The organism is Helicobacter felis ATCC 49179 (assembly GCF_000200595.1).
Classification (GTDB): domain Bacteria; phylum Campylobacterota; class Campylobacteria; order Campylobacterales; family Helicobacteraceae; genus Helicobacter; species Helicobacter felis.
The window spans coordinates 481,031-507,519 of sequence record NC_014810.2 but is presented as its reverse complement, the minus strand read 5'-3'; the positions used below and the strand labels follow the sequence as shown (position 1 = coordinate 507,519).

The 26,489-nt window shown below is 45.1% G+C and carries 34 protein-coding genes and 5 tRNA genes; 17 read left to right on the top strand and 22 right to left on the bottom strand.

Annotated features, from left to right (window positions below):
* Positions 1-38: 38 nt before the first annotated feature.
* From rplL to HFELIS_RS02565, 14 genes are all read right to left on the bottom strand, one after another.
* Positions 39-413, bottom strand: a complete 375-nt coding sequence (rplL, locus tag HFELIS_RS02630) for a 50S ribosomal protein L7/L12 (RefSeq protein WP_013468988.1) — start codon at positions 411-413, stop codon at positions 39-41.
* Between the two features lie 9 nt (positions 414-422).
* Complete coding sequence (rplJ, locus tag HFELIS_RS02625) at positions 423-905, bottom strand: 50S ribosomal protein L10 (protein ID WP_013468987.1); 483 nt, start codon at positions 903-905, stop codon at positions 423-425.
* 85 nt (positions 906-990) lie between these two features.
* The gene (gene rplA, locus HFELIS_RS02620) at positions 991-1,692 is read right to left on the bottom strand and encodes a 50S ribosomal protein L1 (RefSeq protein WP_013468986.1); all 702 of its coding nucleotides are present in this window, start codon (positions 1,690-1,692) and stop codon (positions 991-993) included.
* 2 nt (positions 1,693-1,694) lie between these two features.
* Entirely contained in the window at positions 1,695-2,120 is a 426-nt protein-coding gene (gene rplK / locus HFELIS_RS02615) for a 50S ribosomal protein L11 (protein ID WP_013468985.1), read from the bottom strand.
* A gap of 9 nt (positions 2,121-2,129) precedes the next feature.
* Complete coding sequence (gene nusG / locus HFELIS_RS02610; protein WP_081458362.1) at positions 2,130-2,657, bottom strand: transcription termination/antitermination protein NusG; 528 nt, start codon at positions 2,655-2,657, stop codon at positions 2,130-2,132.
* A gap of 19 nt (positions 2,658-2,676) precedes the next feature.
* The gene (gene secE, locus HFELIS_RS02605; protein ID WP_013468983.1) at positions 2,677-2,856 is read right to left on the bottom strand and encodes a preprotein translocase subunit SecE; all 180 of its coding nucleotides are present in this window, start codon (positions 2,854-2,856) and stop codon (positions 2,677-2,679) included.
* A 33-nt stretch (positions 2,857-2,889) separates the two neighbouring features.
* Positions 2,890-2,965 (bottom strand) — tRNA-Trp (locus tag HFELIS_RS02600).
* A gap of 22 nt (positions 2,966-2,987) precedes the next feature.
* Positions 2,988-3,146, bottom strand: coding sequence for a 50S ribosomal protein L33 (rpmG, locus tag HFELIS_RS02595; protein WP_013468982.1), 159 nt, complete (start codon positions 3,144-3,146; stop codon positions 2,988-2,990).
* A 9-nt stretch (positions 3,147-3,155) separates the two neighbouring features.
* A complete protein-coding gene (gene tuf / locus HFELIS_RS02590; RefSeq protein WP_013468981.1) occupies positions 3,156-4,355 on the bottom strand; it encodes an elongation factor Tu in 1,200 nt (399 codons plus the stop codon).
* Positions 4,356-4,402: 47 nt separating this feature from the next.
* A tRNA-Thr gene (locus HFELIS_RS02585) sits at positions 4,403-4,477 on the bottom strand.
* Between the two features lie 5 nt (positions 4,478-4,482).
* A tRNA-Gly gene (locus HFELIS_RS02580) sits at positions 4,483-4,559 on the bottom strand.
* Between the two features lie 2 nt (positions 4,560-4,561).
* Positions 4,562-4,647 (bottom strand) — tRNA-Tyr (locus tag HFELIS_RS02575).
* A 3-nt stretch (positions 4,648-4,650) separates the two neighbouring features.
* Positions 4,651-4,726: transfer RNA gene (locus HFELIS_RS02570), tRNA-Thr, on the bottom strand.
* Between the two features lie 42 nt (positions 4,727-4,768).
* Positions 4,769-5,470: a 5'-methylthioadenosine/adenosylhomocysteine nucleosidase gene (locus tag HFELIS_RS02565; RefSeq protein WP_013468980.1), complete on the bottom strand. Its 702-nt coding sequence runs from the start codon at positions 5,468-5,470 to the stop codon at positions 4,769-4,771.
* A gap of 105 nt (positions 5,471-5,575) precedes the next feature.
* Between HFELIS_RS02565 and HFELIS_RS02560 the strand changes: the two genes are divergently transcribed.
* On the top strand, positions 5,576-6,604 hold the full coding sequence (locus tag HFELIS_RS02560) for a bifunctional 3,4-dihydroxy-2-butanone 4-phosphate synthase/GTP cyclohydrolase II (protein ID WP_013468979.1): 1,029 nt from the start codon (positions 5,576-5,578) through the stop codon (positions 6,602-6,604).
* 17 nt (positions 6,605-6,621) lie between these two features.
* Here HFELIS_RS02560 and HFELIS_RS08475 read toward each other — a convergent pair whose 3' ends face one another.
* Genes HFELIS_RS08475 through bioD form a run of 5 tightly spaced genes read right to left on the bottom strand, consistent with a single transcriptional unit; the run spans position 6,622 to position 10,139 of the window.
* The gene (locus HFELIS_RS08475) at positions 6,622-7,308 is read right to left on the bottom strand and encodes a tetratricopeptide repeat protein (RefSeq protein ID WP_148229929.1); all 687 of its coding nucleotides are present in this window, start codon (positions 7,306-7,308) and stop codon (positions 6,622-6,624) included.
* A gap of 11 nt (positions 7,309-7,319) precedes the next feature.
* Complete coding sequence (gene cmoA, locus HFELIS_RS02550; RefSeq protein ID WP_013468977.1) at positions 7,320-8,018, bottom strand: carboxy-S-adenosyl-L-methionine synthase CmoA; 699 nt, start codon at positions 8,016-8,018, stop codon at positions 7,320-7,322.
* On the bottom strand, positions 8,015-8,791 hold the full coding sequence (locus HFELIS_RS02545) for a thiazole synthase (protein ID WP_013468976.1): 777 nt from the start codon (positions 8,789-8,791) through the stop codon (positions 8,015-8,017). The genes cmoA and HFELIS_RS02545 overlap by 4 nt, the downstream gene beginning before the upstream one ends.
* The gene (sodB, locus tag HFELIS_RS02540) at positions 8,791-9,432 is read right to left on the bottom strand and encodes a superoxide dismutase [Fe] (RefSeq protein ID WP_013468975.1); all 642 of its coding nucleotides are present in this window, start codon (positions 9,430-9,432) and stop codon (positions 8,791-8,793) included. The genes HFELIS_RS02545 and sodB overlap by 1 nt, the downstream gene beginning before the upstream one ends.
* A gap of 47 nt (positions 9,433-9,479) precedes the next feature.
* Complete coding sequence (bioD, locus tag HFELIS_RS02535) at positions 9,480-10,139, bottom strand: dethiobiotin synthase (RefSeq protein ID WP_013468974.1); 660 nt, start codon at positions 10,137-10,139, stop codon at positions 9,480-9,482.
* 85 nt (positions 10,140-10,224) lie between these two features.
* Between bioD and HFELIS_RS02530 the strand changes: the two genes are divergently transcribed.
* The 16 genes from HFELIS_RS02530 to lpxB all read left to right on the top strand — a co-directional run bounded on the left by HFELIS_RS02530 (position 10,225) and on the right by lpxB (position 24,124).
* Positions 10,225-10,641: a universal stress protein gene (locus HFELIS_RS02530; protein WP_013468973.1), complete on the top strand. Its 417-nt coding sequence runs from the start codon at positions 10,225-10,227 to the stop codon at positions 10,639-10,641.
* 16 nt (positions 10,642-10,657) lie between these two features.
* Positions 10,658-12,865, top strand: coding sequence for an AAA family ATPase (locus HFELIS_RS02525; RefSeq protein WP_013468972.1), 2,208 nt, complete (start codon positions 10,658-10,660; stop codon positions 12,863-12,865).
* Between the two features lie 8 nt (positions 12,866-12,873).
* Positions 12,874-13,230: an aspartate 1-decarboxylase gene (gene panD / locus HFELIS_RS09295; RefSeq protein WP_013468971.1), complete on the top strand. Its 357-nt coding sequence runs from the start codon at positions 12,874-12,876 to the stop codon at positions 13,228-13,230.
* A gap of 3 nt (positions 13,231-13,233) precedes the next feature.
* Positions 13,234-13,539, top strand: a complete 306-nt coding sequence (locus tag HFELIS_RS09290; protein WP_013468970.1) for a YbaB/EbfC family nucleoid-associated protein — start codon at positions 13,234-13,236, stop codon at positions 13,537-13,539.
* 42 nt (positions 13,540-13,581) lie between these two features.
* Positions 13,582-14,541 (top strand): DUF7488 domain-containing protein, encoded by a 960-nt coding sequence (locus HFELIS_RS02510; RefSeq protein WP_013468969.1) that lies wholly within the window; start codon positions 13,582-13,584, stop codon positions 14,539-14,541.
* Entirely contained in the window at positions 14,528-15,418 is an 891-nt protein-coding gene (locus HFELIS_RS02505) for a polyprenyl synthetase family protein (protein ID WP_013468968.1), read from the top strand. The genes HFELIS_RS02510 and HFELIS_RS02505 overlap by 14 nt, the downstream gene beginning before the upstream one ends.
* Positions 15,415-16,182, top strand: coding sequence for a 5'/3'-nucleotidase SurE (surE, locus tag HFELIS_RS02500; RefSeq protein ID WP_013468967.1), 768 nt, complete (start codon positions 15,415-15,417; stop codon positions 16,180-16,182). The genes HFELIS_RS02505 and surE overlap by 4 nt, the downstream gene beginning before the upstream one ends.
* A 49-nt stretch (positions 16,183-16,231) precedes the next feature.
* Positions 16,232-16,882 (top strand): hypothetical protein, encoded by a 651-nt coding sequence (locus HFELIS_RS02495; RefSeq protein ID WP_013468966.1) that lies wholly within the window; start codon positions 16,232-16,234, stop codon positions 16,880-16,882.
* Between the two features lies 1 nt (position 16,883).
* A complete protein-coding gene (locus tag HFELIS_RS02490) occupies positions 16,884-17,510 on the top strand; it encodes a 6-pyruvoyl trahydropterin synthase family protein (RefSeq protein WP_013468965.1) in 627 nt (208 codons plus the stop codon).
* Positions 17,507-18,235, top strand: coding sequence for a 7-carboxy-7-deazaguanine synthase QueE (locus tag HFELIS_RS02485; RefSeq protein WP_013468964.1), 729 nt, complete (start codon positions 17,507-17,509; stop codon positions 18,233-18,235). Before HFELIS_RS02490 ends, HFELIS_RS02485 begins: the two co-directional genes overlap by 4 nt.
* Positions 18,235-19,536: a DHH family phosphoesterase gene (locus HFELIS_RS02480; RefSeq protein ID WP_013468963.1), complete on the top strand. Its 1,302-nt coding sequence runs from the start codon at positions 18,235-18,237 to the stop codon at positions 19,534-19,536. The genes HFELIS_RS02485 and HFELIS_RS02480 overlap by 1 nt, the downstream gene beginning before the upstream one ends.
* Complete coding sequence (locus HFELIS_RS02475; RefSeq protein WP_013468962.1) at positions 19,536-19,871, top strand: hypothetical protein; 336 nt, start codon at positions 19,536-19,538, stop codon at positions 19,869-19,871. Before HFELIS_RS02480 ends, HFELIS_RS02475 begins: the two co-directional genes overlap by 1 nt.
* 77 nt (positions 19,872-19,948) lie before the next feature.
* Positions 19,949-22,105 carry a flagellar hook protein FlgE gene (flgE, locus tag HFELIS_RS02470; RefSeq protein ID WP_013468961.1) on the top strand — a complete coding sequence of 719 codons (2,157 nt, stop codon included), beginning with the start codon at positions 19,949-19,951 and terminating at the stop codon, positions 22,103-22,105.
* Between the two features lie 8 nt (positions 22,106-22,113).
* A complete protein-coding gene (gene hypA / locus HFELIS_RS02465) occupies positions 22,114-22,458 on the top strand; it encodes a hydrogenase/urease nickel incorporation protein HypA (RefSeq protein WP_013468960.1) in 345 nt (114 codons plus the stop codon).
* Positions 22,455-23,054 (top strand): nickel-binding protein Mua, encoded by a 600-nt coding sequence (mua, locus tag HFELIS_RS02460; RefSeq protein WP_013468959.1) that lies wholly within the window; start codon positions 22,455-22,457, stop codon positions 23,052-23,054. The genes hypA and mua overlap by 4 nt, the downstream gene beginning before the upstream one ends.
* Entirely contained in the window at positions 23,051-24,124 is a 1,074-nt protein-coding gene (gene lpxB, locus HFELIS_RS02455; protein WP_013468958.1) for a lipid-A-disaccharide synthase, read from the top strand. Before mua ends, lpxB begins: the two co-directional genes overlap by 4 nt.
* A gap of 1 nt (position 24,125) precedes the next feature.
* On the opposite strand, the gene carA is transcribed toward lpxB, so the two are convergent.
* The 3 genes from carA to ppa form a co-directional block, all read right to left on the bottom strand.
* The gene (gene carA, locus HFELIS_RS02450; RefSeq protein WP_013468957.1) at positions 24,126-25,256 is read right to left on the bottom strand and encodes a glutamine-hydrolyzing carbamoyl-phosphate synthase small subunit; all 1,131 of its coding nucleotides are present in this window, start codon (positions 25,254-25,256) and stop codon (positions 24,126-24,128) included.
* On the bottom strand, positions 25,256-25,807 hold the full coding sequence (locus tag HFELIS_RS02445) for a DUF507 family protein (RefSeq protein ID WP_013468956.1): 552 nt from the start codon (positions 25,805-25,807) through the stop codon (positions 25,256-25,258). Before HFELIS_RS02445 ends, carA begins: the two co-directional genes overlap by 1 nt.
* Positions 25,808-25,967: 160 nt before the next feature.
* Positions 25,968-26,486, bottom strand: coding sequence for an inorganic diphosphatase (ppa, locus tag HFELIS_RS02440; RefSeq protein ID WP_013468955.1), 519 nt, complete (start codon positions 26,484-26,486; stop codon positions 25,968-25,970).
* Positions 26,487-26,489: the final 3 nt, after the last annotated feature.

Here is a 26,489-nt window from a genome sequence, read left to right as displayed (position 1 = left end):
CGCATGAAAATCCCCTTCATTCCCCCTCCAAAAACGACTTACTTGATTTCAGCCTTCGCTCCGACTTCTTCAAGTTTTTTCTTAATACTCTCGGCTTCTTCTTTATTCACACCCTCTTTAAGCACATGAGGAGTTTTTTCTGTGGCTTCTTTAGCTTCTTTAAGACCTAAGCCGGTGATTTCGCGCACCACCTTAATAACCTTGATCTTCTCAGCCCCAGTTTCAGCGAGCACGACACTAAATTCAGTTTTTTCTTCCACCGCCTCAGCTGCTACGCCCCCGCCTGCTCCAGCTACAACTGTTGGAGCAGCACTCACGCCAAATTTTTCCTCAAACGCTTTCACCAATTCAGAGAGTTCTAAAACACTCAAACCCCCGATATAATCTAATAGCTCTTCTTTGCTAATTGCCATGCTAATCCTTTATGCTTCTTCTTTTGATTTTCGTAGATTGTCCAAGCCAGTAACAAAATAACGCGCCGGCGCGCTCCAAACTGACAACAACATACCGATGAGTTCTTCTCTGCTGGGAAGCTTAGAGACCGCTTCGATATGCGTGCCATCAACCGCTTGTTTTTCATACAAGCCACATTTGACGCGGAAATGGTCCTTATGTTCCTTAGCAAAACCTATCACTAATTTAGAAAGGGCGATCTGATCTGTGCCCCATACAAATAAATTAGTTTCTTTGAGCTCCAAAGACTCTAATTGTGCTTCCTTGAGCGCAAGGCTGGCTAGAGTGTTTTTGATCACCTGCACACTAACGCCCTGCGCGCGTGCGGCACGGCGTAATTGCTCCAAGTGTTTCACGCTCAAACCCTTGTAATCGCACACGGCTAACGCCTCCATGTCTGCGAAAGCACTCTTCAGCGTAGCGACTAACTCTTGTTTTTGTTCCTTATTCATGGTTCCTCCTTTCCGACTTGACTTCCACAAGGCACCCCAAAAGGGCGATTAAACCTTAGTCCTTGTTTCTTCAGTCTAAGATCAACTACTTAATATCCATTAACTCTTGGGCATTGAGCCGCACGCCCGGAGACATGGTCAAAGACACCACACTATTGCGGATGTATTTCCCCTTAGAGGTGCTGGGTTTGAGTTTATTGACCGCGCGCACCAATTCGAGCATATTTTCTTTAATTTGCTCGATTCCAAAACTCACCTTGCCCACAGGAGCATGCAAATTCCCCTTTTTATCCACACGGAAATTCACCTGCCCGCTTTTGGCATTGCTCACGGCTTTTTTAATATCCATCGTAACCGTGCCGGTTTTGGGGTTGGGCATCAAGCCTTTAGGTCCTAAAATACGCCCTACTTTTCCCACAACTGCCATCATGTCTGGGGTAGCAATCACCATGTCAAAATTGGTATTCCCATTTTTGATTTCTTCGGCCAAGTCCTCACCCCCGACCACATCAGCCCCCGCCTCTCTAGCCTCATCTAACTTAATATCCTTAGCAAAAACCGCGACACGCACTTTTTTACCTGTGCCATGGGGTAAAACCACTGCTCCGCGCACCATTTGATCGGCGTGTCTTGGATCTACTCCCAAGCGCAAAGCCATTTCGATGGTTTCATCAAACTTTGCAGAGGCTAAGGATTTGACCACGCCAACGCCCTCATCTAGGCTATAAACTTTCTCTTTCTCAAATTTACTAGCTAATTTCTCTAAACGCTTTGCTACCTTTGCCATCTCTATCCTTCTACTTCAATGCCCATGCTCTTAGCACTGCCCATCACAATGCGTTTTGCCGCTTCTAAATCTGTGGTGTTGAGATCCTCTAGCTTATTTTTGGCAATCTCTTCGACTTGTTGCATGCTCAACTTACCCACTTTGTTTTTTAGGGGATTGTCCGCACCCTTCTCCACTCCACTTGCTTTTTTGATAAGGTCAGTCATAGGAGGCTTTTTGGTGATAAAAGTAAAGCTTTTGTCCTGATAAACCGTGATGATCACGGGAATATTGAAATTCCCCATGTCCTTAGTCTTCTCGTTAAACGCTTTACAAAATTCCATAATATTTACACCCCTCTGCCCTAGAGCAGGCCCTACGGGTGGAGAAGGATTTGCTTTTCCTGCAGGAATTTGTAATTTAATCTCGCCGACAACCTTTTTTGCCATGCACTCTCCTTAAATGATTTTTTCAACTTGAGAATAAAGAATCTCAATCAAGGTGTTGCGCCCAAAAATAGACACATTCAGTTTCAACTTGCGGTGTTCTACATCGTATTCTTCCACAGTAGCGGTGAAATTGGCAAAGGGACCTTCGATGATGCGCACCACTTCGCCCTTTTCATAGTAGATCTTAGGTTTAGGGGCAGCGCGATTAGTAATTTTTTCTAGGATATTGCCAATGTCTGCATCGCTTAAGGGCGTGGGTTTTTTGCTCTCCCCAATAAAGCGACTCACCCTTGGGAGAGATTGAATCTTATGCCATAGCACCGTGTCTAAATCTACCTTGATAAACACATACCCGGGGTAGAGACTGCGTTCTGTAACTTTATTTTTACTTTTTTTGGAAAGCTCGATCACATCCTCAGTAGGTACAATCACCTCTTGTACGCGATCTTTGATATTGTTTTCATGCACCATGTTCTCAATGGCTTTTTTAACCGCCTGCTCGCTACCTGAGTAGGTTTGAATCGCATACCATTCCATACCCATTCAAAACCTCCTTTTAAAGAATGCTAGCGACAAAGAAAGACAAAACAAGATCGATTAAAGCTAAAAATAGCGTGATAATGCTCACCACTACAAGAACAGAAATGATTGCATTGCGAATCTGTTCCTTGAGTGGAAAGATTACCTTTAATAGCTCTTCTTTTGTCAGTTTATAATAGGATAGCCACTTTTTCATTCTACCAACTTTTTTTAAGTTTACGCATCCTCATGGCAGGCCAGGAGGGACTCGAACCCCCAACAATCGGTTTTGGAGACCGGTGCTCTACCATTGGAGCTACTGACCTTCACCCCCTCCAATACCCCCCCTTAACTCTTGAGTTTAACCTCTTTATGTGTAGTGCGCTTATTCTCCCTAGGGCAGAACTTTTTGAGCTCCAGTTTCTCCGTATTTGTCTTGGCATTTTTGGTTGTGCTGTAATTAATTTCTGCACAATCCGCACATTTCAAGCCAACTTTGATTTTCATGCTCAACCCCTACTCGAGGATCTTAGTAACCACACCTGCGCCCACAGTTTTACCCCCTTCACGGATGGCAAATTTAGTGCCCACTTCTAGCGCAATAGAACTAATGAGTTCCACCACGATTTTAGTGTTATCTCCGGGCATGATCATTTCAGTGCCTTCAGGCAGAGTAATAGAGCCAGTTACATCGGTGGTGCGCACATAGAATTGAGGGCGGTAGCCGTTAAAGAAAGGAGTGTGTCGTCCGCCTTCCTCTTTGGAGAGAACATACACTTCGCCTTCAAATTTCTTATGAGGAGTGATGGAGCCGGGTTTACAAAGCACCATACCGCGGAAGACATCTTCTTTTTTAGTACCACGAAGCAATACGCCCACATTGTCGCCCGCTTCACCTTTATCAAGTTCTTTACGGAACATTTCCACGCCGGTAACGGTGGTTTTTTGGGTGTCTTTAATGCCCACAATTTCCACTTCATCGCCAATTTTGACCACACCGCGTTCAATCCTACCAGTTACAACGGTGCCACGACCTGCAATAGAGAACACATCTTCTACAGGCATCAAAAAGGCTTTTTCAGTGTCGCGCTCAGGGGTGGGCACATAACCATCTACTTGTGCCATCAAATCCAACACTTTTTGACCCCATTCGCCAATATTGCCAGTTTTGGCTTCTTCTAAGGCCTTAAGTGCAGATCCAGCGATGATAGGGGTGTCGTCTCCGGGGAAGTCATAAGCACTCAAAAGTTCGCGCACTTCCATTTCTACGAGGTCTAAAAGTTCTTGATCGTCCACCATGTCTTGTTTGTTCAAGAACACTACGATATGAGGAACACCCACTTGGCGTGCCAATAGAATGTGTTCACGGGTTTGGGGCATAGGACCATCAGCCGCAGATACAACGAGAATTGCGCCATCCATTTGGGCTGCACCAGTGATCATGTTTTTCACATAGTCGGCGTGTCCGGGGCAGTCCACATGGGCGTAGTGGCGGTTTTCTGTAGAGTATTCAATGTGAGAAGTGGCGATGGTAATGCCTCTCTCTTTTTCTTCGGGGGCGTTGTCGATATTGTCGTAATCTTTGAGTTCAGCTAAACCTTTTAGGGATAGTACGGCAGAAATCGCTGCGCTCAAAGTAGTTTTACCATGGTCAACATGCCCAATGGTACCCACATTGACATGGGGTTTGTTTCTTTCAAACTTTGCTTTTGCCATTTGTGCTCCTGTATATAAATTTTTAAAACCTGTTTAGGGATAGCTACTGGAGCCCATAAGCGGAATTGAACCGCCGACCTCTTCCTTACCAAGGAAGTGCTCTGCCCCTGAGCTATATGGGCGACCCTGGAGCGGGAAACGGGACTCGAACCCGCGACCCTCAGCTTGGAAGGCTGATGCTCTAGCCAACTGAGCTATTCCCGCGCTGGTGGTGAGACGTGGATTCGAACCACGGAAGGCGAAAGCCAGCAGATTTACAGTCTGCCCTCGTTGGCCACTTGAGTATCTCACCTAATGGAGCTGGCTAAGGGACTTGAACCCCCAACCTGCTGCTTACAAGGCAGCTGCTCTACCAATTGAGCTAAGCCAGCACTAACACAAATTTCGATTATAACACTTTTTATATCTACTTGTCAAGAGGTTGCTAATTTTTCTAGCATGCTGAAGACAAAGCGCGCGCTGGTTTGGGAACTTTGCGCCAAAAAGCGATCGAAATCCTGCGGGGCTTCTCCATTGGCATTATCGCTCACACTGCGCAAGACACAGAAAGGCACACCAAAATTCGCACACACAAAGCCCACACTCGCTCCCTCCATTTCCACCACATCCGCCCCAAAATCGCGCACCAATTCCGCCTTGCGTTCTTTGGAGCTGATAAATTGATCGCATGTAGCCACTATCCCGCTTTTAAGCTCTATACCCAAATCTTGGGCTACGCTCTGAGCTAGGGCATTTAGTTTAGAATTGCTTTCCACAAAAACCATACTCTCAGGAATAAAGCCTATGGGATGCCCAAAGGCGCACAAATTTACATCCGCTTGGCAGAGTTTGGTCGCTAATAAAAGATCGTTAATCTGCAAGTGAGGGGCAAGCCCCCCAGCCACTCCGCTAAAGATAAGTTGTTGCACTCCATAGCGTAATAACATCGTGCTGGCAGTGGTAGCGGCATGCACCTTGCCAATCTTGCTATAGGCTAGAACGATGCGCATGCCCTTAAAAGGAATGGTATAAAACACATTCCCTCCGATATTTTCCTGCGTGTGCGTGCCAAATAATTCTAAAAAAGGGGCGATCTCCTCAGGCATTGCGCCCATCACGCCGATGACTTTTTCCATAAATATCCTTGTTGCAAAGGGCGTATTCTAACATGGTTTTTTTAAATTCTGAGTGTTGTTTTCATTTTGTGCTACAATGACACGATCAATGTAAAAGGGACCATCATGCAAGGCGTTTTAGAAAGAGTGCAGGAGGCTATTACAGCCATCCAACAAGGACATCTTATTATTCTTATGGATGATGAAGATCGGGAGAATGAGGGGGATTTGGTCATGGCGGGGGAATTTAGCAACCCAGATAAGATCAATTTCATGGCTAAACACGCGCGCGGACTCATCTGTGTTTCGCTCACTAAAGAACTAGCCCATCGTTTTGAGTTGCAACCTATGGTACCTCACAATGACTCTAAACATGAGACAGCTTTCACGGTCTCCATAGACGCACGCCAAGCTAAAACAGGCATTTCGGCTTATGAGCGATCTTTGACCATTGAATTACTATGTGATGAAAAGACCAGCGCGCAGGATTTTGTGCGCCCCGGGCATATTTTCCCTCTCGTGGCTAAAGATGAGGGGGTTTTGGTGCGCACAGGACACACAGAGGCAAGCGTGGATTTATGTAAATTAGCCGGGCTAAAACCGGTGAGCGTGATTTGTGAGATCATGAAAGAAGATGGTTCGATGGCACAACGGGGGGATAAGTTTTTACTTGATTTCGCTCAAGAGCACGGGCTTAAGATTCTCTATGTGTCGGATTTAGTCAGCTACCGCCTTCAAATGGAAAATCTCGTGCATCTTGCCTACAGCGCGCCGGCGTGTTTTATGGATTACCACTGCACTTATATTAAACTTATGGATCACCTCCAACGCGAACACCATGTTTATCAATTTGGCAACCCTGCCGTGCCTTTAGTGCGTTTCCATGTGGTGCAGAACGATTACGCGCTCTTGAGCCAGCCCGAGCAATATAACTTCTTTCTAAAAGCCCTGCAGACATTGCAAACCCAAGGGGGTTATCTAGTGTGCATTAACCCCCAAGCTAAGACAGATACCATGAAAAGTTTTGGGGTGGGGGCGTTGATTTTAAAGAGTTTGGGTATCCAAGATTTTAAGCTCATCACCACTCAAGATAACCCTGAATATACGGCTTTAAAGGGCTTTGGCTTGAATCTGCTAGAGACTTTGCAACCTTAGCATTTGCAAAAAACCCCTTAGTGTTTTAGCTCCTTTAGGAGCCAACAAGAAGTGTCAAAACCCATATTGCAAGCCTTTTGGTAGTATTGGCGCGCTTTTTCTATGTCGCGCTTGACACCTTTACCATGTGCATACATAATCCCCAAATTACTGTAAGCTGCAACCTCCCCCATATCTGCTGCCTTTTGGTAGTATTGCATGGCTTTAGCGTAATCTTTTGGGATGCCTTCATCACCCTCATACATCAACCCCGCATCGAGATAGCCTGCTGCATATCCCATGTCGCCTGCTTTTTTGAAGTATTGCAGGGCTTTTTTATTATCTGGCTTCACAGCGCACCCGAATCTATCGCAATCGCCACCCACATTATACAGATAGCCTAGATTAAAATAAGCCTCCGCATTCCCCAAATCTCCCGCCTTTTTGTAATAGAACAACACCTGCGCATAATCACTAAAACCACTATCATAGTCGCTATATAGATCCCCCAAACCGACATAGCCCTTAACGCTTCCTAAATCTGCCGCTTTTTGAAAGTATGTGAAAGCCTTGTCATAATTTTTGCGATGGTAAGCCTTTTGAGCTACAGAGAGGTATTGTTTAATTTGTTGGGCTTTTGTTGGGTTTTCATGGGCAACAACACTTCCCACACAACATAGACTAATAAGAGCTATTTTAAGGATGTTTTTAGCAATGCGCGTCATCTTTTTTCTCTTTAGGTCTTGCGCGCGATTAAGAGCCCAAAATTCACCCATTTAAACAGCACCTCTACATGTTTAAAACCCGCTTGCTCCAAAAGAGCGGTGTTTTCCTGCAAACTATAGGGCACGAGCACATTTTCTAAAGCTTCGCGCTTGAAGCTAATCTCATTGAGGCTATAGCCCTGTGCTTGTTTGTAAAGATAGTAAAGCTCGATCATTTGTTTATCTAAAATGCGATCCAAGCTCATCATTTTCTCTGCCACTACCAAAACCCCCCCGGGCTTTAGGGCTTGGAAAATACGCCCTATCAAGGTTTGGCGTTGCAGGGGGCGGATAAATTGCAAGGTGTAGAGCAGGCTGACAGCTCCGGCATTGTCTAAAGAGGTGTGTAAAAGGTCTTCACAGCGCCAAGTTACATGAGAGTCCTGTAGCTTTTCTTGTGCTTTTTCTAGCATGCTTGGGGCGTTATCTACGCCCACTAAGAGGGTGTCTTGGGGGAGCATAGGGGCTAGAGTGGCTAAAAAATTGCCCGTAGAACAGCCCAAATCATACACCACGCCCTCCAAATCTTGGGCGACAAAGTGGCTCGCTAATTTGAGGGTTTCTTGGTAGTGGGGGATGGAGCGCTCCAGCATGTCATCAAACATGCCCGCCACTTGGCTGTCAAACTCAAAGCGTTTTGGCAGGGGCGCACAAAAGAGGGTATCTTTCAAAGTTGGGCTAGTCCAAAGACCGGAGAGCTAGGACTAGCATAGGCTTTTTTAGGAATGCGCCCGGCTAGGTAACTTTTGCGCCCAGCTAATACGGCAAATTTCATGCTCTCTGCCATCACCACCGGATCGCTAGCCAAAGCGATCGCCGTGTTGGTCAAAACCCCATCTGCGCCTAGCTCCATTGCAATGCTGGCATCGGAGGCACAGCCCACGCCCGCATCCACAATCACGGGCACTTTTACAGCCTCCTTAATAAAGCCAATGTTGTAGCGGTTTTGAATCCCCAGCCCGCTCCCAATGGGGGAGGCTAGAGGCATCACCGCGCTCGCTCCGGCATCTTCTAGCTTTTTAGCCATAATCGGATCGTCATTGCTATAAGCGAGCACACAAAAACCCTCTTTAGCCAAGACCTCACAGGCTTGCAGAGTTTCAAGCACATCCGGATAGAGTGTTCGATCATCCCCGATAATTTCTAGCTTGATAAAATCAATCCCGGTAGCTTCCCTGACAAGCCTAAAAAGGGCGATCGCCTCTTGAGCGGTGCGACACCCCGCGGAGTTGGGCAAAAAACTAATACCCGTATCTTTAAAGGTGTCTAATAAATTTTCGCTATTGGGGTCGGTGATATTCACCCGGCGCACCGCCACAGTGATCATCTCCGCCCCGCTAGCTAGGGTCGCCTGCTTGGTGGTGGCAAAGTCTTTATATTTTCCACTCCCTACAATCAGACGGGAGTGGAAATTTTTAGCCCCAATACTTAAAATGTCTGCCATTAGGCTTTCTTATGCACGAGCTCGTTAATGTAGTGATCCACAGAACCCAAACCCTCTTTTTTTGCCCATTCGTAGCATTTAGACACAAAGTCCCAATTCACATGAGCATAGAACTTTTCCAAATACACGGGACGGGCGTTTTTGTGATCGATGTAGTAGGCATGCTCCCACACATCTACGACTAAAATGGGGATTTTATGCTCGGTTACTGGTGTATTGGCATTGCTGGTTTGCACGATCTCGATTTTTTGGGTTTGGGGGTTATAAACTGCCCAGTTCCAACCTGAGCCAAAAAGAGTGGTCGCGCTTTTAATAAAGGCTTCTTTAAAGTCTTCTAGCGAGCCATAATCGGCGATCAAAGCTGTTTTAAGCTCCTCGCTCATAGGGGTTTCTTTAGGACTCAAGCAATCCCAATAAAAATCGTGGTTGTAAATCTGAGCAGCGTTGTTAAAAATCCCCCCTTTGGACTTGGTCAAAATGCTAAATAAGCAACTATCTTTAAACTCGCTATCTTGGATCAAGTTGTTGAGATTATTGACATAGGTTTGGTGGTGTTTGCCATGGTGGAACTCAAAAGCGGTAGGGCTTAAAAAATCCCCCATGCTATCCTTGCTATAGGGCAGTTGGCGTAAAGTAAACATGACATCTCCTTCAAATTAAATTGAGCGCACATTATAACACCAGATTCTCAACAAGGGACCAATATCGCATCTAAGAGACGCGCGCTTTGCTCGGGGAACTCCAAAATAGGGGTTTTTAAGGTCGTGTTGAGGTGCTCAATGTAGGGTTTGCAGATCTGAGTGTAGGCGCGTCTATCGCGCACATTGATGAGCATGTGGTGAGAAATTTTATGGGCATTGAGATATTCTTGATTTAAAAGGAGATTGTTGAGCATGCCTAGATGATCGGTATTGACAATCAAAAGTCTTGCCTTAAGAAATAGGCAAAGATCGATGATCTTATTTTTGGCATCTAAGGGGGCCAACAACCCTCCCACACCCTCTACAATGAGCAGATTGCAACGCTCCTGTAGCATGTCAAGTTTTCTTTTAATTTCCTTAAAATCTATCACAATGTGGGGTTCAAAACGAGTCGCCACAAAGGGACTAGCTCCTAAAACATAGCGACAAAAACTAATGTCTTCTAAGCTTAAATGCGCCTCTGTTTGTAAGTTTTCTTGTAGAAATAACTCTGCATCGCTCTCCTCTTCTGAATTGACACCGGTTTCAATGGGTTTAGCTAAGAGAGTTTTGATTCCACGCGCCTTACACAACCTAGCAATTTCTAAAGACAAGGTGGTTTTGCCCACGCCCGTATTGGTTGCGCTCACAAAGATAGGGGCATACATTCAAGAAATCCTTTATACATTTCTAACGCAAAAGCTTAAGCTTATTTCTCTTATAATGGCTTTAACAACTATGTAAAGGTGGCGCATGCTAAGGGTGCTTTTTGGAATCAGCGACACACAAGAATGCAGGACTGGATTAGAGGCAACCCTCAAACTCTTTAAAAAGCTTAAAGATGTCCATTTAACACTTGTGCATGTGAGTCCAGAGGTACTCATTTACCCAGAGAGTGGGATTATGAACTATAGTCAGGCTGAAGTCATTGCCCACGAACAATCCAATCAATTGTTGGAAGAATTTAGTGAGCTATTAAAACAGGAGGGTATTGCATGCGAAGGCTTACTCAAAGTGGGTAGTCCGGTAGATGTGATCTTGGAAATGGCGCCCGGTTTTGATCTCTTGGTCATTGGTGCAAGCGAATCTTCTGCCTTTTACAAGATTTTTGGTTCTCATCAAAATAGCTTTATTGATAATTCTCCTATTCCTGTTTTAGTTGCCAAATGAATTTTAAAGGTCGCTAATGCCCTCCATCACTACAAGGCTTTATCGTATTATTAATTCTGCTACTGCTTTAGCCACTAAATTAGCGCACCACTATGTTACAGTCGAGCACATCTTCTTGGTCATGCTCAATGATAAAGAGGTGCAACACTTCTTAAAACAGCTTGATATGGACATTGTGGACGCTAAACAGATGGTACAAAACTACCTACTCGAGCATGTGCCCTCTTCTGTAGACACAGAGAATCGCAAACGGCCCAAGCAAAATAAGGAACTTTTTGATCTCCTCTGCGCGCTAGATGATTATGCCAAAGAGTCACATTATCGTGTCATGGATGTCCAAGATTTCTTGCTCGTTTTGTTGCAGGAAAATAGAAGCTACAGTGCCAAAGTTTTGACTTCTTTTCAAATTGATGAAGTGCGCATCTTAGAACATCCCCCCCTTTCTTTTTCCAAAGAAAAAATCTCAGCCTTGCAGAAGTTTGCTAAAAATCTTAATGCATTAGCGCAAGAAGCGCGTATCGATCCGGTTTCTCATAGAGATAAAGAAATTGCTAGGGTGATTGAAATTTTGGGACGGCGCAAGAAAAATAACCCCCTACTGGTGGGTGAGCCGGGAGTTGGCAAAACGGCGATTGCCGAAGGACTTGCCCTCAAGATTGTCCAAAAAGAGGTGCCCTCTTTCTTGCTAGAGCGCACAATTTATGCTTTGGATTTAAGCGCGATGGTCGCTGGGAGCAAGTATAGAGGCGAATTTGAAAAACGGCTTAAAAAGACGCTAAGAGAATTGCAACGGGATAAGGGAAGTATTCTATTCATTGATGAAATCCATACCATATTAGGAGCGGGAGCCTCTAGTGCTGGCGCATTAGATGGGGCAAATATTTTAAAACCCATGCTTGCTGATGGGTCTTTGAGCTGTATTGGCGCGACCACTTTTGAAGAGTTTCGTTCTGTTTTGGAAAAAGACAAAGCCTTTTGCCGGCGTTTTAGTAAAATTGATATTTTAGAACCCTCCAAGCAGGATTGTTACGGCATTTTAGACAACCTCTCAAGCTATTACGAACGGCATCACCATGTGCGTTATAGCAAGGAGGCGCTCAAGGCTTGCGTAGATCTTTCAATGCATTATTTGCATGAAAATTTTCTCCCAGATAAAGCCATTGATTTGATGGACATGGCCGGTTCATTTAAAAAAATTTACGCCCCAAGCACCAAAGCACCTTTGATTTCCAAAGAGGATATAGAAAACGCCCTCTCTTCTAAAATCGCCATCCCTAAATCTCATATCAGTCTTGAACACAAAAATCATCTTAAAAATTTGGAAGAGCAACTTAAAAAAGAGGTTGTTGCGCAAGATGGCGCCATTGAACACCTCGTAAAAGCCATCAAAATCCACGCCTCCGGCTTAGTTGGAGAGCAAAAACCTATTGCGAGTTTTTTATTTGTAGGACCTAGTGGGGTGGGCAAGACAGAATTAGCCAAAGCCCTAGCCAAGCACATGCACTTGCACCTAGAACGCTTTGACATGAGCGAATACAAAGAAGCCCATAGTATTTCCAAACTCATTGGCGCGCCCTCTGGCTATGTGGGCTTTGATCAAGGCGGACTTTTAGTCAATGCGATTCGCAAACACCCTCATTGTGTGCTACTACTCGATGAGATCGAAAAAGCCCATCCAAACATTTACGATTTACTCTTGCAGATCACAGACAACGCTACGCTTACGGACAATAGCGGGCGCAAGGGGGATTTTAAACACGCAATTTTGATTCTAACTTCCAATGCCGGTAGCGATGCGTTGGGGTCTCTAGGATTTTTAGAGGATCGTAGTCATAAATATAGTCGGGCTTTAAAAGATTTATTAAGCACTGAGTTACGATCCCGCTTAGATGCGATTTTGACCTTTAACCCCTTGACTTTAGAGCATTTGGAGCGCATCGCACGCAAAGAGTTCCACAAGCTAGAAACCCTTCTAGCTCCTAAAAATATTACTCTCACCCTAGATAAAAGCGTGGCCACACATCTAGCCTCTCTTTGCCTCAAAGACCCTTTAGGAGCGCGGGTGATGCAAAAGTTAGTGCACGATCATATCAAAGTTAAACTCAGTGATGCAATTCTCTTTGGAGGTCTCAAAGAGGGAGGAGGCATACGAGTTTCTATGAAAAAACAAGAGATCTGCCTTACCTCCAAGCAGAAGAGTCATAAAAAAATTCGAGATACCTAAGGAATTCGATGCTTTCCGTTTCTGTTCTTTATACTAAAATCCACCGCGCAGTGGTAACAGATGCAAATTTACACTATCAGGGCTCTATCACCATTGGCAAGCACCTGATGCAAGCGGCTAAACTCCAAGAATGGATGCAAGTAGATGTGGTTAATATTAATAATGGGGAGCGTTTCAGCACCTATGCCATTATGGGCACAGACAATGAAATTTGCGTGAATGGTGCGGCTAGCCGCAAGGTGCAAATTGGCGATCAGGTGATTATCCTTGCTTATGCACAAATTCCCCTCGATCATGTTTCTGCGCACAAACCCCATGTCGTTTTGTTAGACAATAACAACACTATCTTGCAAAAAGAGGATTGATTCATGTTAGATTTTAGTCAATTAGGTGGGCTTTTATCCCAACTTCAAGATCAGCTAAAAGATATGGAAGAAAAAAATAAAGATACAGAGTTTAACACCAAGAGTGGAGGCGGACTTGTCAAAGTTAAGCTCAATGGCGCGGGGGAAGTGTTAGATATTCAGATTGATGATAGTCTTTTGGAGGATAAAGAAGCTTTGCAGATTTATTTAATGAGTGCGTTAAACGAAGCCTACAAGCAGGTGGAGGAGGCGCGCAAAAACTCGGCCTTTGGCATGCTCGGTGGTTTTAATCCTTTTGGTGGCAAATAGATTTTGACGCTCAAAAATCTTTCTCTTGCCTTTGTGTTTCTTATGCCCTTGGGGGCTTATAATTTTTCACAATGCGTGCGTTACCATCACTTGGCCACTCGAGGGGACAGCCTCTCACTAGAGTGGCAAAAACACCAGGTCGCATTTTTGCGATCTCTTACACCTCCTAAAGGGGTAAAAATTCTCAAAGCCGATCCTTTTATGGGTTTTTACCTCATCAACGCGCCCAAAACTCGATTTGCTTACCACCTCTTAGATATGGACTCTAGGGCCTATAGGTATCCTTTGGCAAGTGTCAAACAAGACGCGCTTCTAGGCAAAATTTTAGAAAGACAAAAAGGTTTTTTAGACTTTGCTAAATTCTCTGCACCCGTGCCCACTAATGCGGTGGTGAGTAATATCTGCTATCAAATTTATGGCATAGGGGTGGGTGGCCACTCTTTTATAGAAACCAAGTATCTCAAACGCTTTTTGGCGCAAAAGACACCTTATTATGGGGATATTGGGGTGCGTGTGGGGGAGGGGATGGTTGTGGAGCGCATCGATCCTTTTTTTGCGAACAACCCCTTTGTGGAGCGGGATGTGATCATAAGTATCAATGGAGAACACATCGCCAACCCCAATGCCTTTGAGTGGGTGGTGAGCAACTTGACCTATGGAAGTCTTGCACATATAAGCATCAGACGAGGCGATACACTCAAAGAGTTTAAGGTCAAAGTAGGCCGCCGTTATGGAGGCTTTTTACTGCCAGATACCTTCTTAGAGCGTTTTGGAATTGTCCTAGATGACAAGCTCACTATCACACAGGCGCGCCATCTTCGCTATCCTCTCAATGTGCTTAGAGTCGGGGATCGCATCAAATGGATCAACAAAAGGCCGGTATTGGTCAACTGGCTTCCCCCGCACCGCGCCTTGCAAAGAGCCTTGAGTGCGGCCTCTATGCAAGGATATATTGAGATGTTGATCTTAAGAAAAGGACTTGAAATTTATGTCCGTCTCTAAAGTCTCCTTAAGTTTTTATACTCATGTTTGTGAAGCTTTTGAAGAGTATCTCCACAAAGCTAAACCAAGATTAGACACCTTCCATCCTTTTTTTGAAAAAGCCTTTTGGGAAATGCTAGAAAATGGAGGCAAACGCTTTAGACCTAAACTCTTTTTGGCGGTGCTCTGCGCCTTTGAAGAGAAGATAGAGACTATCCATGCGTGTTTTCCTATAGCTCTCGCTTTAGAAGTGCTGCACACCTATTCGCTCATCCATGACGACCTGCCTTGTATGGACAACGCCGACACACGGCGCTACCACCCTACCTTGCATAAAAGCTATGATGAAACCACCGCAACCTTAGTGGGCGATGGACTCAACACTTATGCTTTTGAGTTGTTGGCGACTAACTCCCTACCCGATCGTCTCAAAATTTCTTTAATCACCACTCTAGCCCAATGTGGCGGGATTGGAGGGATGGTTTTAGGGCAGGCTTTAGATTGTCATTTTGAGCACCAAACCCTTAATCTGCAACAGCTAGAAACCCTACACACCCTAAAGACCGCTAAACTCATCGCGGCGAGTCTAAAAATGGGCGCGCTTATTGTCTGCGATTCTTTGGAGACAGATATAAGTCATTCTCTCTTTACTTTTGGGCTAAAACTAGGGTTATTTTTTCAAGTGCGCGATGACATCATCGATCGCACCCAAAGCCCTGAAGAATCGGGCAAAAGCACTCAACTAGACACCTTTAAGAATAACTATGTCAATCTTTTGGGGCTTCAAAAAGCTCAAGATTACTTGCAAAATCTCAGAGGGGAATTATTAGAGGCCTTGCAGGCGTTCCCCACTGCTCTAGCTTTCTATCTACAGATTTTGCTTAAGGAATTGGCATGAAACCTCATATTTTGCTGACCAATGATGATGGTTATGAGGCTAGAGGACTTTTAGCTCTCAGAGAGGCACTAAGTGCTGTGGCTGATGTTATGGTGGTCGCTCCCAAGAACGAGCGATCGGCGTGCGGGCATGGAATTACCATTAGTTTGCCTTTGCGTATTGAAGAGATTGGGCAGGATTATTTCCGCGTGGATGATGGCACACCTAGCGATTGTGTGTGTTTGGCAATCTCCATGAGCCAACGCCCTTTTGATCTGATCATCTCAGGCATTAATCATGGTTCTAACATGGGTGAAGATGTGCTTTACTCAGGCACGGTAGCAGGTGCGATTGAGGGCACTCTGCATAAAATCCCCTCCATTGCCCTCTCTCAAAGCATTCAAGATCGCTCTAAATTTGCCCGGCACGATTTCACGCATGCGACCCAAGTCGCCCTAGAATTAGTGCAGCGTTTTTTACAAAAAGGTTTCCCTTTTAGTCTCAATGCCCGCAAATTTCTCAATGTCAATATTCCTCAAGGTGCCCATAGAGGTATCAAAATCACCCAAAAGGGCAGACGACTTTATACTAACAATGTCCACCTCAAAACAGACCCTAAAGGCAAGCAGTATTGTTGGTTGGGGCTTAATCCTTTAAAATGGGAGGATAGAGAGGGAGATCTAAGCGATTTTGAGGCGATCGCTCAAGGGTTTGTCTCCATCACCCCCATCACTCTAAATCTAACCAGTTATGCTGACTTGCAAACTCTGCAAGAATGGCTATAATGCGCAAACTTTGCAAACTTTGTAGTAAAATGGGAGTGTGAGGATATTTATGCGAATCTATCATTTTTTAGCTGTGTCGGTGCTCGCCATGTTTTTATTCACCGGTTGCCACCGCCTTAACATGGGCTATTTCTCTGAGGTGCGCGGAGATTATGCTTTCAATTATAATTCGCCCATTGTTGTGGTGCATGACAAAGAGGACATGGTAAGCTCCTATTATCTTTCCTTTATCGTCTACGAATTGCAACAACTAGGCTTCTACAATGTCTTTAAAGCCCAAGACTTCCCCCTATCCCAAGCTAAAAATGTGATCTATGTGCATGTGGTGCGCAATATCTCAGCCCTGCCCGTTTATACCTACAATTACACCCTCATCGATCACGCTAGAAGCAATCGCTGTTACTGGCATGGGGGGCAGTTTTACTGCTCAAAAGTCCCTACAGATTTTTACGCTGTGAATGGGTATTCTGTCTATTCTAAAATGCTGGTAGGGTCGCATTTTATCTTGGATTGGTGGGATAATGTGCTCAATAAACGCGTGCTTTACATTGATGGAAGCGTGAGTGGAAACACTTGTGGCTATAACCGCCTCTATGAAGATTTGATTGAGAGCACCATTAAGCGCATCGATTTCACCCGCTCGGAGCATTACCGCTATTATGGCCGTTTGCCCCTCTACATGCCCTGTTATAAGCGTTAACATGCAAATCCGCCGTCTATTTCATTTCTGCGCTAGCCATATTGTCAGAAACTGCAGTTCTAAACGATGCGCGACTAGCATACACGGACACAATTACCAAGTTGAGGTTTTTTTAGAAGCGCATCAGCTTGATAAAGCGGGCATGGCTCTTGATTTTGGGATTTTTAAAAACGAGATAGCGAGTTTTATTGATTGCTTTGATCACGCCCACCACTTTTGGAACAAGGAAACTCAAGACCTCCAAGACTTCATCACCTCAACTTGTGCGCGCTATGTTAAACTTAGTTTTAATCCCAGCGCAGAGCATTACGCCCTGATGTTTCATCTATTCTTAGATGCGATTTTGCGAGCCACAGAGTTGCACAATGGTGAGGTTGTGTCTGTGTGCTCTGTGCGCGTGCATGAAACTTCTTATGGCTATGCTCAAAGCTTTAGTGAGGATCTAAAAAATCCTAATCTGATGGATTCTATCTCTTTAGAGAGCGTGCAATTTTCACACGGGATTATAGAGGAAATGCCTAACCCTCGTCTTTTAGAGCAACTTAAAACCTACCACAACACCCTAGAGTGCGCCATCTGTCCGCCCAAAAAACCCTTTTCTAGCTCTCCACCCTTAGCCCAAATATGACCTTGCCCTTTGTAGAGAGCTTTTATAGTTTGCAAGGGGAGGGCTCATGTGTGGGGCAACCGGCTATTTTTATCCGGCTGGGGGGCTGTAATTTTAAATGCACCGGTTTTGGGGTGCAAAGCGATATTGAGGGCAAAAAAGTGCTAGGCTGTGATAGCGCGTATGCGATCTATCCTAATGCTAAGTGGCAATATCTCAACAGCACACAAGAATTATTAGACAAACTTCCCCCTTTTAATTCGAATCGTCCCCCCTTGATCGTGCTTACCGGGGGTGAACCCTCTTTGCATTTTAAAAATCCCATTTTGTTAGAAGCCTTAGAGATTTTATTAAAAAGAGGGCATGGAATTTGGGTAGAGAGCAATGGGAGCGTGTTTTTTGACTTTAACCCGCCTTTAGATTCTTTGCATTTCACCCTAAGCCCTAAACTCTCCTTTGCTCAAGAGAAAACCCCCCTAAAACCCCTACAACATATTTTAGATCACGCCCTTGAGGTGGTGTTTAAATTTGTGCTGCACTGCCCTACAGATGTAGATGAGGTGCAAGTTCTATTAAAGCAACTGCGCTTTAAAAAACCCCTTTTGATCTATCTTATGCCCCTAGCCACCGACATGCAAACTCTGCAAGAGGGCTTAAATAGCTTGGCGGGTGTGTGCTTGGAGCATGGTTACTCTTTAGGGCAGAGGTTACACATCCAGCTTTGGGGCAATGAGGCGGGGCGTTGATGTTAGAAGCGTTTCGCGCCCATATTGAGGCTATCAGCAGGGAGGATGGCACACATCAATTTAGCCTAGATAGCCTGCTCACTATGGGAGATGGCGCGCGTGCGTTAGAATTATTGCACCAAGCCTTGCAGGAAAAAAGACAGATCATTCTTGGGGGGGATTATGATTGTGATGGGATGAGTGGGAGCGCTTTGGTGCTTTACTTCTTTAAAGAGGTGCTAGACCACCCGTATGTTAATTATATTATCCCGCGCCGTAATACCGATTGCTATGGCATGAGTGTGGAGCTTTTTGAGCAATACGCTTACAAACGCCGTCTTGTACGCACGCGCTATATTCGCGGACAACCCACAGGAGGGCAAGCCCTAGATTTTAATCACAGCCTTTTTATCACCATTGACAATGGCGCAACCATCCCTGATAGCGTATGTGATTTTTTACACGCTCACAACACGCCCTTAATCCTGAGCGATCACCACGAATTTTTAGAGGGGCGTATCCCTGCTTGCGATGCCTTTGTGCACCCGCTCTTAAGCGATGATCACCCCTTTAAGGGTATTAGCGGGGCATGTGTGGGCTATTTGCTCATGCTCGCCTATGCCAAACACTACAAAGTAAAAATGCGCTTGGATCAACTGCAATACATGCAGGTTTTAGCTGGTCTTAGCACTATTGGCGACATGATGGATTTAAGCGCGCCCTATAACCGCCAACTTGTCCAACGCATGGATCACACCCTAAAAACCCAAATGCCAAATTCCATTAAAGCCCTTTACCAAGCCCATAAATACCCCACCCCCTATAAACTCAGCGCGCTCGCTTGGGACATTATTCCCCTGATTAATGCCGTAGGCAGGCTTGATGGCATTGAGGGGTTTTGTCATTGTAATTTGGTCGTGGATTTGCTAGCCAGCAAAGAGGCTAACCCGGATTATGCTCTGCTTTTAGTGCAAACCAACCAACAGCGCAAAGAATATATTCGCACAATCAAAAAGACCTTAAAGCCCACACAAAGCGGAGGGCTTGTGCACGCGGGCGGGCGAATCCCAAGAGGCTTACTTGGCATGCTTGCTAATCAATTCTTAGAGGGCGGAGGGCATGTGTCCTTATGTTGGCGTTATGAACAAGAGAGTATCGAAGCGTCTTTGCGCTCCAAAGAGGCGGATTTAATGGAAATTCTTAGCCAGCTCAAAGAAAAAGGGATTGATGTGCAGGGCGGGGGGCACAAACAGGCTTGCGGAGTGGTCTTTGCTCGCCAAAATGATTTTCAACAAGCCCTAGAGTTTTTAGGCACGCTTTGATGCTCTTTAAAGTTCCTAGTTTAGAGATTTTTTTTAACCCAGAGTTTATCGCTCTTTACAAACGAGGCGAACCCTACGGAGTGGGCAACCCCACACCTTTATTTGAAGTGTGCGCGCCTTTAAAATCATGGCGTTTTCTAGGCAAAACCCAACAACATGTAGAACTTGTCTTAGAAGATGGTGCTGCTTGTTTGGTGTGCAAGTGGTGGTTTTGCCCCTCTGAACACCATAGCCTTTTTCAAATAGGTGTTCCACTCTGCCTAATAGGAGAGTATGATCCTATCGATCAAGAACTCAAATGTGTGCGCGTAGGCGATCCATCCTTGCCCTCATGAATTTTCTTAACCATCAAGAAACCTGAAATAGGAATAATCTTTGCTTTAGTAAGGTAATTTTTCACTAAAGGATCCCCATGCTTCGATCGCTATGGTCTGGCGTTAATGGAATGCAAGCCCACCAAATCGCTTTAGACATTGAAAGTAATAATATCGCTAATGTCAACACCACCGGCTTTAAATATTCCCGCGCTTCTTTCGTGGATATGCTCTCTCAAGTCAAATTGATCGCTACTGCCCCTTATAAAAACGGCCTAGCTGGACAAAACGATTTCTCTGTAGGTTTAGGTGTGGGCGTGGATGCCACAACTAAAATTTTCTCTCAGGGCAATTTACAAAATACAGATGTCAAAACAGACTTAGCTATTGAGGGCGATGGTTTTTTTGTGATCAGCCCTGATCGCGGTGTTACGCGCAATTTTACCCGTAGTGGGGAATTTTTATTCGATGCAGAGGGCAATTTAGTTACCACAGGGGGTTATGTGGTGCAGGGTTGGGTGCGCGATCCTAAAGACATGGGCTCTAAGGGAAGTGAAACAGACATGCTCAAAATTGACAACACTAAACCTTTGCAAAATATCCGCATCGATCCGGGCATGGTTATGCCAGCGCGCTCTAGTAGCAAAATCTCTATGCGCGCTAATTTGAATGCGGGCAGACATGCTGAACAAACTGGGGCAATTTTTGCCCTCGATTCTTCGAGCAAAACTCCCTCAGATGGTGTCAAACCCCAATACGATTCCTCAACCAACTTGACCCAACTTGCCGAAGATGTGGGCTCTCTTTTTAATGAAGATGGCGATGCGTTTTTACTCAATGAAGATCAGGGGATTTGGGTGAGCTATAAAAACTCCGCCATGACTAAAGCCATCAATGTTTCCAACTCTAACAGCACTCTTGAGCTTAACGGAACTAAAATCTCCTTTACTAACGACTCTGCTGTAAGCCGTATTTCTAGCTTAACAGCCGCCCAAGAAGCCATCAACGCCGTTAAAGATAAAACGGGGGTAGAGGCCTATATTGACAATGGACAATTACGCCTAGAAAACAATAACAATAGAGAGGGTGATGAACATGTCAAAAACATCATCATCACGGGCGCGGGCACGGGGGCTTTTGCCCAATTTGCTAAGGGGGATCAAGACATCACCGCCTTTAGATACCGCTACACTGAAGGTGTAAAAGCCGACCCAACTACAGGGCAGTTTAAAACTACTGAGGATTTGCGCGCGCTCATGCAAAGAGATGCCAATATCGTTAAAAATCCCAAGCTCAAGGGCAATTATAAAGATTCAGCGGCTTCTGTTTCTGTGGTGGTGAATAAAGATGGGATGTTTGAAATCACCAATAAAGATGATGGTAACCCCACTAGAGAAGATTTAAGTATCTTTGTTACCAACTACGCCTCAGACAAAGTAACTAGCAATGTCTTGTTTGGGAAAACAATGGGCGCGCTCAATACCGCCTCTTTAATTGAGGGTGGGGTGTCTACGGCTACCTCAAAACTTAGCCACGCTATGCATGCAAGCAGTATCGATTTGGTGGATAGCTTGGGAACTAAACACACCCTGCGCTTAGAGTTTTTCAAAAGCGGGGGAGCTGAATGGCGTTTTAGAGTGATCGTGCCTGAACCGGGCGAAATTGTGGGGGGATCGCCCGCACGCCCTAATGTCTTTGAAGAGGGGCGTTTGCACTTTAATAAAGATGGCTCTTTGGCTGGCATGAATCCTCCCGTCTTGCAATTCGATCCTAAAAATGGCTCTAAAGCCCCCCAACGCATCACTCTTAGTATGGGCACAGCTGGAGGCTTTGATGGAATCACCAGTGTAGATAAGATTTCAGAAACCTATGCCATTGAGCAAAATGGCTACCAAGCAGGGGATTTAATGGATGTGCGCTTCAATGGGGAGGGCGCGCTCTTGGGCTCTTTTAGCAATGGAAAGACTCTAGCCCTTGCTCAGGTAGCCATGGCTAGTTTTGCCAATGATGCGGGCTTACAGGCTATTGGAGGAAGTGTGTTTTCAGAAACGGGTAACTCGGGCAAGGCTTTGATTGGGGCGGCCAACACAGGGCGCAGGGGCGCAGTTTCTGGCTCGAAGCTAGAGTCTAGCAATGTGGATTTGAGTCGGAGCTTGACTAATTTGATCGTGGTGCAAAGAGGCTTTCAAGCCAACTCCAAAGCGGTAACCACTTCCGATCAAATTTTAAACACCTTGCTCAATCTTAAACAATAGGGCTTAGTGTGCATGAATACTCCGTAGTTTCCTCTTTAATGGATTTGTGTGAGGCGCATGCGCGCAAGCACAACGCCACCAAGATTGAGCGCGTGGTCGTGAGCATTGGGGAACGATGCGCGATGGATAAACATCTGTTTATGAGCGCGTTTGAAACTTTCAAGGAGGAATTAGAGATTTGCAAGGATGCGATCTTGGACATTGTAGAAGAAAAGGTGGAATTAACTTGTCTGGCATGTGGGCATGTTTTTGTGCCTGAGAGATTGGACTATGGCGCGTGTGAGCGGTGCAAAGGAGCGGTGCGCATGAGCAAGGGGACAGAGATGAAGCTCCTTACCTTAGAAATGCTATGAACGATTCTATTTTTCAGGAATTTATCCAAAAAGCCCCCGATATTAAGGAAAAATGGGAGATCGTGCGTCTTTTTGAGGAGGAACGCCAAAAGTTTCAAGAAGAATTACAAGCTTATGAAAATGAGATCGCTCAAGCGCGTAGCGCGCTTAAAGCTCTGCGTTCAGAATTAATGGAAGCCAAAAACCATCTCAAAGATTTAGAAAACCGCCACCAAAATAAAAAAGAAGAGATCAAAACCCTCCAGCAAGAACTTTTTACGCACAAGGTGCAACGGGATTTAGTGCTCAAACAGAAAAATAGAGAAGAACGCTTAGAGCAAGATGAGGAGCTATTACCCCAGCCGGTGAGCTTTGTAGAGATTTATCTTAAAGATCGCAGTGTGGCCAAGGCGCGCCCAGCCAAGCGTTTTTTTGGCGATCAGCTTTATCGCAAATACCGCGTTCTTCTGCGTGAAAATAAAGCCCTCAAAGATCGCATTTTTGAGTTAGATTTAGAAAATAGCACGCTCAAAATTGAGCTCAGAGACATCAAAACCAAAGAGTTTTTGAGAGCAAATGGCTATTTAGAAGAGGAGTCCTCTAAGGGGGATCAATGAAAATTTTAGTGAGCGCGCTGGAAGTGAGCGCGAATGTGCATTTAAAGGTTTTGCGCGCGCGTCTTAAAGATGTCGAATGGTTGGGCATTTATGAGCCTATAGAACCTACCGATCGCCCACTTTTTAGCCCTAAAAATTTTGCCGTGATGGGTTTTAAAGAGGTTTTGGGCAAACTCTTATTTTTCTATAAAATGTTGCAAAAAATGTGCCTTTTAGCCCAAGAAGCCGATGTGATCTTATTGATGGACTCCTCTTCTTTTAACATCCCTCTAGCTAAACGCATTAAAAAAAAATACCCCCAAAAGCCCATTATTTATTACATCTTGCCCCAAGTGTGGGCGTGGAAAAGTTGGCGCGCAAAGACTTTGGAGCGTTATTGTGATAAATTGGGCGCGATTTTACCCTTTGAATTGCAACATTACCGCGAAAAAGCTAGTTATGTAGGGCATCCGCTCTTAGATGAGATCGCTTACTACAAGGACACTCCACAAGGAGAGGGAGTCGTGTTTATGCCCGGGAGCAGAAAACAAGAAATACGCGCTCTCTTCCCTATCTTTGTAGAGGTGGCTAAGACAATTTCACAGAAGCGTATCTTGGTCGTGCCGGCGCATTTGCAAGAGAGCGACTTAAAGGCTCTCTATGGCGCGAACTTGGATCTCTTTGAGATTTCTTACAACGCGCATGAAAGTTTGTATCAGGCTAGCTTTGCTTTTATTTGTAGTGGCACGGCGACTTTAGAAGCTGCGCTCATTGGTACGCCCTTTGTGTTAGCCTACAAAGCTAAAGCCCTAGATTTTTTCATCGCTAAACACTTGGTAAAACTCACTTGTATCGGACTTGCCAATATCTTTTATAACGCCCTGCACCAAGAACCCCCGGGGAGAGGAAAAACTATGCTCCATCAAGAATTTATTCAAGAAGATGTCAACCCTGCTAATCTTTTAGAGGTGTATACGAAGATGGATAGGGCGCATTTTGTGCAGGAGGCTAAAAGATTGCGCGGCTATTTAGTTAATGGGAGCGCTACCCAAATTGCCACTTGGATAGAGGAATACAGACAAAAAACCTAGGTCAATTCTTGGAAGTGTGGTTACCCACAAGGCGGGCAAACTCTTTAAAGATATATAGTCCATCGCTAGGTCCCGGACTGGCCTCTGGGTGGTGTTGCACGGAGAGGATAGGAGAATTTTTGTAAGCTACCCCCTCAATCGTGCCATCAAAGAGATTTTTATGTGTGATGGTAGCGATACTGGCCAAACTCTCTGGGACACAATAATTATGATTTTGTGCGCTGATTTCTATGCGCCCGGTGTGGCAATTTAGCACGGGGTGGTTGCTTCCGTGGTGGCCAAATTTGAGCTTGTAGGTGGGATGACCATGCGCCAAACTTAAAAGCTGGTGTCCCAAGCAAATCCCACAAAGAGGGATGCCCGCCTCAATCAAGAGCGCGATTTCTCTTGTCGCCTCTTTAAGTTTAAGTGGATCTCCCGGCCCATTAGAGAGCAACACGCCCCCAATCAAGCCTTGTTTATAATCCTCCAAAATGCGTTCTGCCTTGCTCTCATGCCCATAGAGACGCACGCCCAAACCCACTGCCCCCAAATTATTTAAAATGCTCTGCTTGATCCCAAAATCCATAACCCCAATATGTTTCTTGACGCGTGTGAGGGGTTTATAATCCAAAGTGTGAAAATCATAATGCCCGTGCGTTGGGGGTGTGGCTTTGTGGGAAACCATAGGAATTACATTCAAATCACGCAAACGGGGCGTGTTTTTTAAAATTTCCTCTAGCGCACTTTTTTCTATAGGAGTTGTAGAAATGGCTAGCTGCATCGCCCCCTCATCACGCAACATCCCCACAATGGCGCGCGTGTCCAAACCACAAATGCCCAAAATCTGTCTTTTTTGTAGCCACGCGCTCAAACTTCCCTGTGCCCTAAAATTAGAATAGACTCTAGGGGCATGGCGCACCAAAATCCCGGAACAACAACTAGAGGATTCTAGGTCTTGATGATTGACTCCTACAACTCCAATCTCAGGCGCGCTAAACACTACAAACTGGCCATAATAACTAGGATCGCTAGCAATTTCTTGGTAACCACACATGGCCGTGTTAAAAACTGCCTCCCCCACAGCCACGCCTAAAGCTCCAAAACTCTCCCCCTCAAGAAAAAGTCCATTTTCAAAAAGCAAAGAGGCCATTATAAAAAGCCCCTACGGCGCAATTCTTCCTCATACATGCGCTCAAATACCAAGTCGTAAGCATCGCTACCTACAGGAAGTTTGCGCTTGTAATGCTTGATTTTTTCAGCCACTTCTAACTCCACACTCTCATACAGCTTGGCGTAAGTATCCATAGACTTAAAAATAATGTTGCGAATCATGTTTTCTGAAACCGAAAACATCAGTAAATCCGCATCCAAGATATTCTCCAAGATCGCATGGGAGAGCGCATTACAGCGATCCTCCCAACCTAGCACAAACTCTTCCTCTGAGGCTAATTGTTTTTTAATTTTCCAAAAGAGTAGTCTCTCATCCATGCGCATAAACTCGATTTCATCTAAATGTTCTTCTAAAATCTCACGCGCGCGCGCATCAATATGCGCTTCTTGTGCGACATTTTTTTGGAGCGTGTCCGCAATGATGCTTGTGATCTCCTCAAGAGTGCCTCGCAATTCTAGCAAAGGGGATCGTGCCAAATCTTGGGCAATTTTGTGTACAATGTAACCGACATGATTAGATTTTAACCTCATAGACACCATCCTCTAAAACCCTAATTCTAACCCATGCTTGCTCAAAGATCACTGAGAAATTTAGGCAAAAAAAAGCTTAAAGTCTAAGCTTGCAGATTTTAGGGCGAAACAATCAGAAAATAAAGCGTTTTATCTTACAAGGAGAGTTTGCTCTCCTAGTTCATTGATTATTTAATATCGCCTTTTCTAGCACCTCTTGGGCTTGGGCTTTGTTGCCAAAGCCTTTCACCTTAACCCATTTGTCTTTTTCTAAGTCTTTGTAGGTTTCAAAAAAGTGCTTGATTTTCTCTAGGGTGATGGGAGGGAGATCCTCTAGGCTTTGGATTTTAGCATAGCGTGGATCGATTTTTTCCACCGGCACTGCTAAAAGCTTTTCATCTACCCCGCCCTCATCTTCCATAAACAACACCCCAATTAAACGGCATTTGATCACACTGCCTGCTTGCAGAGGATCGTCATTGAGCACCAAAATATCAGCTGGGTCGCCATCCCCTCCCAAAGTATGGGGCACAAAGCCGTAATTAGCAGGATAAACCATGGAGGGGTAGAGCACGCGATCGACCACCACCGCACCGCTGTCCTTATCTACCTCGTATTTCACTTTAGAGCCATAGGGGATTTCAATGATCGCGTTGATCGCATCGGGATTTTTACCGGTTTTAATGTGTTGGATTTGCATAGT